The 13,407-nt window shown below is 41.4% G+C and carries 9 protein-coding genes; 3 read left to right on the forward strand and 6 right to left on the reverse strand.

Annotated elements, in window-relative coordinates; all coding sequences use genetic code 11:
• Positions 1-19 precede the first annotated feature (19 nt).
• Complete coding sequence (locus tag SM123_RS01110) at positions 20-967, forward strand: YitT family protein (protein ID WP_407073127.1); 948 nt, start codon at positions 20-22, stop codon at positions 965-967.
• 181 nt (positions 968-1,148) lie between these two features.
• On the opposite strand, the gene pulA is transcribed toward SM123_RS01110, so the two are convergent.
• From pulA to SM123_RS01140, 6 genes are all read right to left on the reverse strand, one after another.
• On the reverse strand, positions 1,149-3,224 hold the full coding sequence (pulA, locus tag SM123_RS01115; RefSeq protein WP_320909627.1) for a type I pullulanase: 2,076 nt from the start codon (positions 3,222-3,224) through the stop codon (positions 1,149-1,151).
• A gap of 8 nt (positions 3,225-3,232) precedes the next feature.
• Positions 3,233-4,216, reverse strand: coding sequence for a LacI family DNA-binding transcriptional regulator (locus tag SM123_RS01120; protein ID WP_070661671.1), 984 nt, complete (start codon positions 4,214-4,216; stop codon positions 3,233-3,235).
• A gap of 11 nt (positions 4,217-4,227) precedes the next feature.
• Complete coding sequence (locus SM123_RS01125) at positions 4,228-5,040, reverse strand: DUF1189 family protein (protein ID WP_049518381.1); 813 nt, start codon at positions 5,038-5,040, stop codon at positions 4,228-4,230.
• Between the two features lie 143 nt (positions 5,041-5,183).
• On the reverse strand, positions 5,184-6,026 hold the full coding sequence (locus SM123_RS01130; RefSeq protein ID WP_041818389.1) for a sugar ABC transporter permease: 843 nt from the start codon (positions 6,024-6,026) through the stop codon (positions 5,184-5,186).
• A 1-nt stretch (position 6,027) separates the two neighbouring features.
• Positions 6,028-7,323 (reverse strand): sugar ABC transporter permease, encoded by a 1,296-nt coding sequence (locus SM123_RS01135; RefSeq protein ID WP_320909628.1) that lies wholly within the window; start codon positions 7,321-7,323, stop codon positions 6,028-6,030.
• 132 nt (positions 7,324-7,455) lie between these two features.
• Positions 7,456-8,712 carry an extracellular solute-binding protein gene (locus SM123_RS01140; protein ID WP_320909629.1) on the reverse strand — a complete coding sequence of 419 codons (1,257 nt, stop codon included), beginning with the start codon at positions 8,710-8,712 and terminating at the stop codon, positions 7,456-7,458.
• Between the two features lie 447 nt (positions 8,713-9,159).
• Between SM123_RS01140 and malQ the strand changes: the two genes are divergently transcribed.
• Positions 9,160-10,689, forward strand: coding sequence for a 4-alpha-glucanotransferase (gene malQ, locus SM123_RS01145; RefSeq protein WP_320909630.1), 1,530 nt, complete (start codon positions 9,160-9,162; stop codon positions 10,687-10,689).
• Between the two features lie 43 nt (positions 10,690-10,732).
• Positions 10,733-12,991 (forward strand): glycogen/starch/alpha-glucan family phosphorylase, encoded by a 2,259-nt coding sequence (glgP, locus tag SM123_RS01150; protein ID WP_320909631.1) that lies wholly within the window; start codon positions 10,733-10,735, stop codon positions 12,989-12,991.
• The last annotated feature ends 416 nt before the right edge of the window (positions 12,992-13,407 follow it).

Raw genomic sequence — 13,407 nt, forward strand, 5'->3', positions numbered from 1 at the left:
CTTTTCTTCTAATCGATGGATTGAAAATGAAAAAATTCGCTTTCATAAGCTATTTCGCTATCATGTGCGGCGACTAGCTTATAACATTAAATTATTGCGCGTGCTGAAGAGCATCTCCCGTGAGAAATACGATGAAAAAGTGTCAGCTTCCTTGCTGTATGGTTTTCTATCAGCGATTGCCGTCAACTTCTTCTTTCAACCAGGACATGTATACTCCAGCGGTGCAACAGGTCTAGCTCAGATTTTGTCTGTTCTGAGCCAACGCTTTATTGGCTTTACGATTCCAGTTTCCTTGACCTTTTATGCCATCAATATCCCTTTGATGATTGTGGCTTGGTATCAAATTGGCCATAAATTTACCATCTTTACCTTTATTACGGTTTCGATGAGTTCCCTCTTTATTCAGTTCGTGCCAGTGATTACGTTGACCAACGATCCGATCATGAATGCCCTATTTGGTGGGGTTGTCATGGGAACAGGGATTGGTTTTGCTCTTCGGAACAACATTTCCAGTGGAGGAACGGATATTGTCAGTTTGACGATTCGAAAACGGACAGGAAAGAATGTTGGCAGCATCTCCTTTTTGGTCAATGGGACCATTATGTTGATTGCAGGTTTGACCTTTGGTTGGAAGTATGCTCTTTACTCTATGATTACCATCTTCGTATCGAGTCGAGTAACGGATGCTGTCTTTACCAAGCAAAAACGGATGCAGGCCATGATTGTAACGAGTCAGCCGGATGCCATTATTGAAAAGATCCATAAAAAATTGCATCGTGGAGCAACCATTATCCACAATGCAGAAGGAACCTATAACCATCAGGAAAAAGCGGTTCTGCTGACAGTTATTACGCGTGCAGAGTTTAATGAATTCAAATATATTATGAAAAAAGCTGATCCTCAGGCTTTTATCACCATTTCAGAAAATGTTCATATCATCGGACGCTTTGTGGAAACAGAAGAATAAAAATAAGAGAGTGGGACAGAAATCGGTAATTCGTTCGAATTCGATTTCGTCGTTCCACCTCCGCACAGTTGAGTAGGGCTGTAAAAGCTGATGAAATCAGCGTAGTAGAGCCCACTCAACCACTGCGTCTTGCTTGATAATCCAAAAATAATTGAGAGGCTAGGACTTTTGTCCCAGCCTCTTATTTTGCTGATTTCGTTTCGTGGAGAAGGAGCCAACTATGGGCGGAAATAGAAAGTTCCTTTCCTTTAGGAATAGGTGTTTGGAGATTTGCATGAGGATAGGCAAATAGCAGTTGACTATCGCTCGGATGTTGATAGGTCATGTCCTGATCACCGATATTAACGAGAATCGTTATTTTTTCACGATTTTTTTCAATCGTGTAGATCAAATGATAATCAGACAACCATTTGACGTCACAGTAATCTCGAATCTCTTGTCCTTTTTTCAAACGAAGGAGAGGTTGCGATTTCCGGTAAGCAATCAATTCTTTAAGAAAAGCAAGTTCTTCTTGGCATTTTGAAAGGGATGTCCAGTCCAATTGGTTGAGACTATCTGGCAAGTTATAGGTGTTTTCTTCGAGCCCTTTTGTGCGGTAACGTTCTTGACCAGCATGGATAAAAGGTACACCTTGGGATAATAATACCAAATGAAGAGCGAGGCGTGAGAGAGCTTTTCGCTCCTCTAGACGAATCTCTTCTTTTTCAAGTTGGAAATAATCAAAAACAGTTGCATTATCGTGGCATTCGACGTACTGAATGGCTTGTTGAGGTTGGGTGAAATGAGCAGGCCCTAGCTTCCCGACATTCGCCGTTAGAATGTTCGCAAAATCATTCGCAGAATGTTGACTCTCACAACGGTGACCGGCTAAGAGTGTTCTCTTGACCGTATCCCGGAAATTATCACTGAAAAAGCCAAAATCTGGTAATCGTTTTGAGTTGTACTGGTGAGCGAGCTGGTCTTCAGAGAGGCCGGTATCCATCTTCCACCCTTCCCCATAGAGATAGACGTTAGGATAGATTTCACGGAGCTCCTCTGCAATCTCTGTCATGGTTGGAATGTCTAGGATTCCCATCAAATCAAAGCGAAAACCATCAAAGCCGTAGAGGGAAACCCATTGTTTGAGAGATTGCTTGATATAGTGTTTCACCATGGAACGTTCACTTGCCACGTCATTTCCACAGAAGGTTCCATTGGTCCGCTCTCCCTCTGCATTATAACGGTAGAAATAACCAGGAACGATCTGTTCAAAAGCGTACTCATCTGCCTGGTAGACGTGATTGTAGACTACATCCATGATGACACTCAGATTAGCCCGGTGATAGGTGTCAATAGTGTCTTGGAGCTCCAGGATTCGCGCATAAGGATCGTTAGGATCACTCGCATAGCTTCCTTCTGGAACATTGTATTGGACAGGATCATAACCCCAGTTGTAGGCTTTCCATTGATCCTCTTCATCGACACTACCGAAATCATAGACAGGAAGTAACTGTACATGGGTAATGCCCAGTTTTTGAAGGTAATCAAATCCAAGGACCTGGCCATTGAGTTGGGGCGACTCTGTCAAGCCTTTAAACTTACCAGGGTGTTTAAAGCCAGCCTCTTTTTGGGCAGAGAAGTCCCGAACGCTCATCTCGTAGATGATTGCTTCTGTCGGATCTAATTGACGAGTGGCACGACTGATAGGACGTGTGATTTTCTTGCGGTCGACGACTAAGCTATCTCCAGAGTTTGCTAAAGAGGATAGAGCATAGGGATCGTGGATCCGACGTTCTAGGCCATTGACACGGAACTCATAGTGGTAGGCAGCTCCTTCCCAATCCCCTTTGAGCACGAGTTCCCAGACACCGTTTTCTGTACGATTCATCGGATAGACCTGATCTTCGATATGGAGGGTCACATCTTGCGAAATCGGTGCCCAGAATTTAAATTGTGTCTGACTTGGTGTGTAGAAACTTCCTAGATCCTCTCCACTATAGGTGAAGGTTTGATCAAAAATGGGTTTGCGAACAATTTGACGATAGTGGAGAATAGAAGAATTTCCAGCAGCATCGTAGATGGTGTACTCTTCTCCCAGTTCAAGCGGAACAGGGCTTAAGAAATAGTCTCCTGTATCAGTCGCTCCACTTGACGTTTTGACAGGGATTAAGGCAAGACGACCGTGGTTTGTTTCCAAATAAAAAGGAAGGATATGCTCCTCTCCTTTTTGGATACGAATCAGGTCTTGGTCATCTAAATAAGCAGTAAATGTAGACATAAAGACTCCTAGAGTTTCGTAATGGTATGGTCAATCAATTGACGGTAGCAAACGGTTTTTCCTTCTTTGTGATCCTTGATAATTTGTAGAATTGTCCGAACAGACTCACGTCCGAGTTCCACTGCATTGATGTCAATATAGGCTTCAATATCGAGTCGTGGCTTAATCGAATCAAAGGAAATAATCGGGATTGTCAGCTGGTGTTCTAATAGGTATTGGCGCACCCCTTCAGCAACGAGAATATCGGTTGTCATGATAGCATCTAGTTCTGTTAGAGGAAGACTCTCCATCAATTGATAAGAATTGTCTTCTAACATAAAACCAAATGAAAAATGAACCAGTTTTTCATCGAGAGGAATCCCTGCTTTTTGGAGAGCTTCTTTATAACCTTCATAGCGGTCTTGAGACACAGACAGCTCTTTGTTTCCTCCAATAAAAGCAATTTTCCGGTAGTTTTGTTGAATGAAATATTCTGTCGCATCAAATGCAGCCTTGATATTATCATTATCCACTAGCGAAACAAAAGGAGAAGCTGCCTTTCCGAGGATGAGGAAGGGGAACTTGTCTTTGATCGCAAAGTCAACGAGGGGATCATTCGGGCTAGAATATAGGAAAATCAAACCATCTACACGGTTTCCGTAGATGAGTTGCTTGAGGTTGTCGAGCCGCCGTTCTTCATTTTGCCCCGTACAGATTTGGATAGCATAATCATTGTCTGAGGCGATCTGGGTGATCCCTCTTAAAACAGTTGGGAAGAAAGGATTCTGGTAGAAGACGTCACTATCGATTGGAAGAACTAAAGCAATGACTTGACTAGATTGGCTGACAAGACTGCGAGCATTAAGGTTGGGATGGTAATCCAACTCGACCATGGCCTCACGGACTCGTTTTTTTGTTTCATCACTAATCGTGGATTTATTTTGGATGACGCGCGTGACAGTTGAAGGCGCGACGCCAGCGAGTTTTGCCACATCTTTGATGGTAACACGCATGAGAAAACCTCCTAGCGGTGATAGTCTGGATCACGGAAGTGGGTCTTATAAAATACCATAGCAAGATAGAGTACAAATAAGACATTTTGGATCATGATCGTCGTAGTAAATACTTGATGGAATAGTAAACTGATGAGGACACTTAGTAAAATAGGGAGTCCCAAGCAATTCAGAATACAATTGAAACATTCCTTGAAAGTTTGTAGTGAAAAGAGTCGAGATTTTCGCGTCAAGTAGAGGAAGAAAGATGCCCCTACAATGAGAATCAAATAATTGACTGTCGATAAGAAGCCAGAGAAAATCACGAGAAAGAGACTGACAGGGAGTCGATTTTCACGGAACCAATCGCTAGAGATAGCTTGAGTGAAGCTTTTTTTATCCCGAAGGCTCTCTTGATTGATAGCCTGGTATGAGACCGTAGCGAGTTCTTTATTTTCTTTTGAGATGATCAACTGTTTTCGATCAAAATGGAGGGTTAACTCCTTGCCCTCACTCGCCTTTGCTTCTTGGCCCAAGACAACCTGTCCTTTTGAAGTCTTGTGTACAGGGTTGTTTCCTGTATAGGTGAGCTCTTGGTCTTTGATCACAACGTGTTCTTGGATATCTTTCATGACGTCATTTGATAAAGGATCAAACACATCGCTGACAAAGGTTGTTAAGGGATAGGTTTTGAGTTGAGCATTTTGAAGAGCCACTGGTAATAGTGTGACAGAAATCAGAAAGAAAGAAGTAAAAATCATTTGGAACCAACTCAGCTTTTTGCGGTTTGCAAAAGAAGAGCGGAAATTGAAGATACTTGCGAAATAATTAAAAGGGTAGGGCATGAGATGACCTTTCTAAACATAAGAGAATCAGAGATGCAAAGAGGAATCTCTTTGATTGATTTTATTCTTAACGAAGGGTAGTAAAGAATCCACCATACTACCCTTAACTTAAAAATAAAATGTGTTTGAAATAAGGTTCTATTTTATCCTTTATCCCCACCAGCTGTCAAGCCTGAAACAAAGTTCTTTTGTAGGAAGAAGAATAGAATACAGATTGGAACCGCGATCAAAATGGCACCGGCTGCAAAGAAGGCGATCTTTTGATCTTTTTGGTCACTGATAAAGGTTTGAAGACCAACGGCTACCGTATAGTTTACTTCATCACGAAGCAAGAATTTAGACAAGATATAGTCTCCGAAAGGTCCCATGAAAGCCCAGAGTGCTTGAACGGCGATCATTGGGCGAACAAGTGGAAGGACAATTTGCCAGAAGCGGCGGAAGTGTCCTGCACCATCCAATTTAGCAGACTCATCAAGTGAGATTGGAACGGTATCGAAGTAACCCTTCATCAACCAAGCATTCATTGGAATACCACCACCAACATAAAGGAAGATCAAGAACCAAGGTTGGTTCAAGGCATTCAGCATCAAAGCCATAACGAAGAAGGCTGTGAGGGCTGCCATAGTTGGGACCATTTGGATGATCAAGAAGAAGACCAAACTTTGCTTACGCGCTAAGAAGTTGTAACGACTATAGGCATAACCTGCGAAGGTAACGATGCTGGTTTGTACCACCATCGTAATAATCGCGATGATCAAGGTATTCATATACCAAGTGCCATAAGGAGTTTCAGAGAAGAGTTTTGAGAAGTTATCAAAACTAAGATTGCCACTAAAATCAAGTGTAAAGGCACTGACGTTCCCTGACTTAAAGGCCGATAAGATCGTAATCAACAGCGGGTAGATAATGATGATTGAAAGAACCACCATGTACAGGTAAGTCAAGAAATGATTGAGGCGGCGTTTAAATTGAACTGAATTTTTCATTTTATACATCCTCCATATCAAATGCATGTAGTTTCTTGAAGGCAATCATTGAGATTGAGATCACGATCACAGAGATAATCAAGGTTACCGCTGCGGCCATTGAATATTGAGGAGAGGTATTAGTTGTCAACTTATAGATCCAAGAAATCAAGATATCTGTAGATCCAGCATTTCCTCCGACAGAACCAGGTCCCCCATCGTTAAACAAGTAAATGATGGAGAAGTTGTTGAAGTTGAAGGTGTATTGACTAATCAAGGTTGGTGCTGCAACCGCAAGGATCATTGGGAAAGTAATGTTGCGGAATTTTTGCCAACCGTTGGCACCGTCAATATAAGCAGCTTCGTAAAGATCGTTTGGAATCGATTGAAGAATCCCCAAAGTCAAGACATAGATATAAGGGAAACCGAGCCAACCTTGCATCATAATCAAAGCGATTTTTGTCCAGGTAGGATCGGTCTTCCAAGGAACCAAGACACCATCTAAGAATGGGAAGATCTTAGCAAACAATGGGATAACTTGGGCGTTGATGGCGCCGACACTATCGTTAAACATATTTGAGAATGTAAGGATAGTGATGAAGGCTGGAACAGCCCAAGGAAGCAGAAAGATAACCCCAAAGATTCGTTTTCCTTTTACGAATGGTTGGTTTGCCACAATGGCTGTCAAAATACCGAGCACGATTTGAAGAGTTGATGCTGCGAGAGCCCAAATCAAGGTCCAACCAAGAACAGATGTAAAGGCTGAACGGAAGGTACTCAAGGTCCACATGTTAGTGAAGTTTTGGAACCCGATCCAATCCAACAAGGTTGTTGGTGCGGTATGTTTGAAGTCATAGTTGGTAAAAGCGATCATCAAAGTAACCAAAACTGGGAAGATAATCGCAAAGGTCATAGCGATATAAGAAGGGATAATCAAAAGATAAGGGAATCCATTTTCATAAATCGCGTGAACCATATCTTTAAAGGTTTTTGGAACGGCAATCCCGTTGTTGATGCGTTTAGCAACTGTTCCAGCATCCTTAATATTTAAGGCATAAAATAGGAAGTAAACAACAGTGATGATCAAGTGGAAGGCCCCACGAATCAAGATAAAGAGGGAATTATCTTGTCCACGAACGGTTCCAAGTGTGACTAACTTCGATAATTCTCCAGCTCCAATTCCAATGAAGTAAACGAGAAAGAGAGCAGTCACTGCAAGAAAAATATAGCCTTTAGCTTTTTGTTTGTTATAAATTTGCCCAAGACCCGGGATCAAAGAGAGCCACATAGCCTTTTTAGGGTTTTGTTCTGTAGTCATTCAAATCTCCTTATAATGTCCTTGCCAGAGAGCAAGAAGACAAGTTTGACAGTTATCAAGTAGAAGGTTGATAATGGAACATAAGAGGTTGGGACCTTGTCGCCAACCTCTTACTCAAACCTAAAAACTGTCTTATTTGCTACCGAATTTTTGTTCGATGGTTTCTTTAATCAATTTCACTGCATCGTCAGCAGCAGCTTTTGCAGATTTTTTACCACTTACAGCATCGAAAAGCATAGTAGCAGCTGGATCCCAAACAGCACTCATTTCAGAGATGTTTGGCATTGGTTGAGCGTTCTTGAACTGTTCAACAACGGCAGTTGTCAATTCATCGTTTTTACCAACCGCATATTTACGAGCTTCGGTGTTGGCAGGAACTTCATTTGTCTTGTCAAACAAAGCTTTTTGTTGGTCAGTGCTTGTCAAGAAGTCAATGAATTTTTGAGCGCCATCAAGGTTTTTCGCACCTGCAGGGATAACCCAAGCTTTACCACCACCAAAGGCAGAATATTGTTTTCCGTTTGGAAGAGTTGGAATAGTTGCGACACCATAGTTTACTTTAGCTTCTTTCAATGAAGCAGCTTTCCAAGGACCATCGATGATAGCAGCTGTTTTACCTTCTTGGAATTGTGTTTGGATGAAGTTAGCAGCACCTTTAGTATCTTGCAAACCTTTTGGCCATTTAGCATACCAAGTTTTCGCATATTCGATACCGTCGATAGAACCTTGGTTGTTCAATCCAATATCTTTAGGATCTGTACCATCTTTACCAAATACATAACCACCATTACCTGAAAGCAAACCGTAAGCATAGTAGAAGTTTGTCCAGTCAGCTAAGAAGGCAGTTGTTTTACCAGGTTCGCTAGCAAAGTCGTATTTGCTATCTTTTGCAAGATTGTCAAGGTCACCAAATGTTTTTGGAGCTTCGCTTACAAGATCTTTATTATAGTAGAGAACCAAAGTTTCGATGACAGCAGGTGCACCGTAAACCTTACCACCGTTTGTGACAAGAGCTTCAGTTGTTTTGTCTGTGTGGCTATCTTTGTTCAATGTCACTTCAGCCAATTGACCATCGTTACCAAGACCACCTACACGGTCGTATGGTGCCATCATAACGTCTGGAGCTTTTTTAGATTGGTTATCAAGAGAAAGGTTATCCAATCCACCAAGGGCATCACCAGTTTTGATTTTAACTTTTACGCCATTTTCTTTTTCAAAAGCTTTTGCAGCTTCTTCAACATAAGATTTGTAGCCTTTGTCTACATAGACGTTGATTTCTTTACTTGCCTCAGAAGAACCTGAAGAGCTATTGCTACAAGCAGCAAGTAAGAAGCCGGCAAAACCAACTGTACCAAGTACAGCAGCACTACGTAAAATTGTACGTTTCATGATTTATTCCTCCTAAAGAATAAAAAAAGATAATAATTAGAAACCGTTTTAGACAAACGTTTTCCTAAAACGACTTAAGTATATCACAAGGCGAAAACGTTTGCAAGTGATTTTGAGAAAATTTTTTAAAAATATTTTAATTCCGAACTTTCTTCTATAAAATACATTAAATTTGTTGACATTAGGCAAAGGAAAGAATACACTAGGGGGGTGAGGACATTCTGAAAAAAGTTAAAAAGTTTTTAAGAAACCCCTTGCAGAAAATATGGAAAAAGTTTATAATGACATGGTACGCAAACGTTTTCGCAAAAATTGCGTAAACTGAGTTGCGCCTGTTCGATTTTAACAAAGAGTAGAGCCGCTTGAGAGCTGGATACGACTCTGCAACGATACCCATACCGTGCACCGAATCGCAGGCTTCAAAGAAATAAAAAGAGGTGGTAACCCATGAAAAAACGTCAAAGTGGTGTTTTGATGCACATTTCTTCCCTTCCTGGACAATACGGAATCGGATCATTCGGACAATCAGCATATGATTTTGTTGATTTCCTCGTTCGGACCAAGCAACGTTACTGGCAAATCTTGCCGCTTGGTACAACCAGTTATGGAGATTCTCCATACCAATCTTTCTCAGCTTTTGCTGGGAACACTCATTTTATTGATTTCGATCTTTTGATCGAACAAGGTTTGTTGACAGAAGCAGACCTTAAAGGAGTGGACTTTGGTCAAGATCCTACTCAAGTGGATTATGCAAAGGTTTTCGAACAACGTCGTCCCTTGCTTGAAAAAGCAGTTGCGAATTTCTTAAAATCAAGTGATCAAAAAGAATTCCAAGAATTTTGTGAAGCCAATGCTTCTTGGTTGGAGCTCTTCGCAGAATACATGGCTATTAAAGAACACTTTGATTTGAAAGCTTGGACAGAGTGGCCAGATGCAGCTATTCGTGCGCGTGAGCCAAAAGCTTTGGCTAAATACCGTGAAGAATTGGCTGATAAATTGACTTACCATCGTGTGACTCAATTCTTCTTCTTCCAACAATGGTTGGCCTTGAAAGCTTATGCTAACGACCACCACATTGAAATTGTGGGAGATATGCCAATCTATGTAGCAGAAGATTCAAGCGACATGTGGGCTAATCCTCATCTCTTCAAAACAGATGAAAACGGAAAAGCAACTTGCATTGCAGGATGCCCGCCAGATGAGTTCTCAGCAACTGGTCAACTTTGGGGGAACCCAATCTATGACTGGGAAGCAATGGACAAAGATGGCTACCAATGGTGGATTGAACGCTTGCGTGAAAGCTTCAAGATCTATGACATCGTTCGGATCGACCACTTCCGTGGTTTCGAATCATACTGGGAAATCCCTGCTGGTTCTGAAACTGCAGCACCAGGTAAATGGGTCAAAGGTCCTGGCTACAAACTCTTTGCAGCCGTGAAGGAAGAGCTCAGTGATTTGAACATCATCGCTGAGGACCTTGGCTTTATGACGGATGAAGTCATTGAGCTTCGCGAACGTACTGGCTTCCCAGGAATGAAGATTCTTCAATTCGCCTTCAATCCTGACGATGAAAGTATCGATAGCCCTCACTTGGCACCAAACAACTCTGTGATGTACACTGGAACACATGATAACAACACAGTTCTTGGATGGTACCGCAATGAAATCGACGATCCAACTCGTGAGTACCTTGCTCGTTATACCAACCGGAAAGAGTACGAATCTGTCCCACATGCTATGCTTCGCACAGTCTTTGCTTCTGTCAGCTTCATGGCGATTGCTACGATGCAAGACTTGCTTGAGTTAGATGGCTCAGCTCGGATGAACTTCCCATCAACTCTTGGTGGTAACTGGTCATGGCGGATGACAGCGGATCAATTGACTCCAGCTGTTGAGCAAGAATTGCTTGATTTCACAACGATCTATCGTCGTGAAAACAAAGACTTGAAAAAAGAAGTTAAGAAAGCAGAAAAATAATCTTTCCCTATTAAAATTGTTGAAACAAAGGAGACTTTAAAACATGGAATCATTACAAAAATATGTGATTGATCATCACCAAAAAACAATTGCAGAATGTTCAAATGAAGAATTGTACCTTGCTTTGCTTAATTACACCAAGCAAGCAAGTGCCCAAAAGAAATTAAATACTGGTAAGAAAAAAGTTTACTACATCTCAGCTGAGTTCTTGATCGGTAAACTCTTGTCTAACAACTTGATCAACTTGGGTCTTTACGACGATGTCAAAAAAGAATTGTCAGATGCTGGTAAAGACTTGATCGAAGTCGAAGAAGTGGAATTGGAACCATCACTTGGTAACGGTGGTTTGGGACGTTTGGCAGCCTGCTTTATCGACTCTATCTCAAGCCTTGGTTTGACAGGGGATGGGGTTGGTTTGAACTACCACTTTGGTTTGTTCCAACAAGTCCTTAAAAACAACCAACAAGAAACGATTCCAAACGCATGGTTGACTGACCAAAGCTGGCTCGTTCGTTCAAGCCGTAGCTACCAAGTTCCATTCGCACACTTCACATTGACTTCTACCCTTTATGATATCGACGTACCTGGTTACAAGATCGATACCAAGAACCGTTTGCGCTTGTTCGACTTAGATTCAGTTGATTCATCTATTATTGAAGATGGTATTAACTTTGACAAGACAGATATCGCTCGCAACTTGACCCTCTTCTTGTACCCAGATGATAGTAACCGTCAAGGGGAATTGCTCCGTATCTTCCAACAATACTTCATGGTATCAAATGGTGCTCAATTGATCATCGACGAAGCCATCGAAAAAGGAAGCAACTTGCATGACCTTGCTGACTATGCGGTTGTACAAATCAACGATACTCACCCATCAATGGTCATTCCTGAATTGATCCGTCTTTTGACAGAACGTGGTATTGGAATGGATGAAGCTATCTCTATCGTTCGTAGCATGACGGCTTACACTAACCACACAATCCTTGCAGAAGCCCTTGAAAAATGGCCACTTGAATTTTTGCAAGAAGTGGTTCCTCACTTGGTTCCAATCATTGAAGAATTGGACCGCCGTGTTCGCGCTGAATACAAAGATCCAGCTGTTCAAATCATCGATGAGAATGATCGCGTACACATGGCACACATGGATATCCACTATGGATTTAGCGTAAACGGGGTAGCAGCACTTCACACAGAAATCTTGAAGAATTCTGAGTTGAAAGCTTTCTACGACATTTACCCTGAAAAATTCAACAACAAAACAAACGGTATCACATTCCGTCGTTGGCTCATGCATGCCAACCCAACCTTGTCACACTACTTGGATGATATCCTCGGACGTGACTGGCACCATGACGCATCTAAATTGGAAGACCTTCTTTCTTATGAAGATAAAGATGCAGTCAAAGCAAAATTGGAAAACATCAAGTCTCACAACAAACGGAAATTGGCTCGTTTCTTGAAAGACCATCAAGGTGTGGAAATCAATCCTAACTCTATCTTTGATACCCAAATCAAACGTCTCCACGAATACAAACGTCAACAAATGAACGCTTTGTATGTGATCCACAAATACTTGGACATCAAAGCTGGAAATATCCCTGCTCGCCCAATCACTGTTCTCTTTGGTGGTAAAGCAGCTCCTGCCTACACCATTGCACAAGATATTATCCACTTGATCCTTTGCTTGTCTGAAGTGATTGCAAACGATCCAGCAGTAGCTCCACACTTGCAAGTCGTTATGGTAGAAAACTACAACGTGACTGCTGCAAGCTACTTGATTCCAGCTAGCGATATTTCTGAGCAAATCTCCCTTGCTTCTAAGGAAGCTTCAGGTACTGGTAACATGAAATTCATGTTGAATGGTGCGTTAACACTTGGTACTATGGATGGAGCAAACGTGGAAATCGCTGAATTGGTTGGACGTGACAACATCTACATCTTCGGTGAAGATTCAGAAACTGTAATCGATCTATATGAGAAATCAGCATACAAATCAGCGGACTTCTATGAACGTGAAGCTATCAAACCATTGGTAGACTTCATTATCAGCGATGCCGTTCTTGCAGTTGGTAACAAGGAACGCTTGACTCGTCTTCACAAGGAATTGATCAACAAAGACTGGTTCATGACTCTTCTTGACTTGGAAGACTACATTGTAACCAAAGAACGCATGTTGGCTGATTACGAAGACCGTGATGCATGGTTGGATCAAGTTATCGTAAACATTGCTAAAGCAGGATTCTTCTCATCTGACCGTACGATCGCTCAGTACAATGAAGATATCTGGCACTTAAACTAATCATTAGTTGTTAGACCAAGGTCCATAAGACCTTGGTCTTTTTCATTACTTCTCATTTGGGAGAAGAAATGGAGCTAGTTTAGGGAATGGACACTCTGCAAAAAGTGTTGTTTTTTTGAATTTTGCAACCCCTAAAGGGAAAAAATTACATAATTTTTATTTCAGTCTTCAAATCTAATTTATTGGTATAAAAAAATACTTCCCTTTAAAAAGCCTTTCGGTGAAATTTATAAAAAGAGAAAGTGTCTTAAAAACCCTTGAAAATAAAGGATTTTTTCACAGGCGTTTGCATATATTTTCAACTAAAGATGGGGAAGGCAAGGAAAGTTTGGGGATTCAAGTTGTTATATATTTAAAGTAAAATAAAAAATTAAATTGACAAATATATAAAAATGGTTGATTGTGATACAATGAAG

The organism is Streptococcus sp. S5 (assembly GCF_034134805.1).
Classification (GTDB): domain Bacteria; phylum Bacillota; class Bacilli; order Lactobacillales; family Streptococcaceae; genus Streptococcus; species Streptococcus lingualis.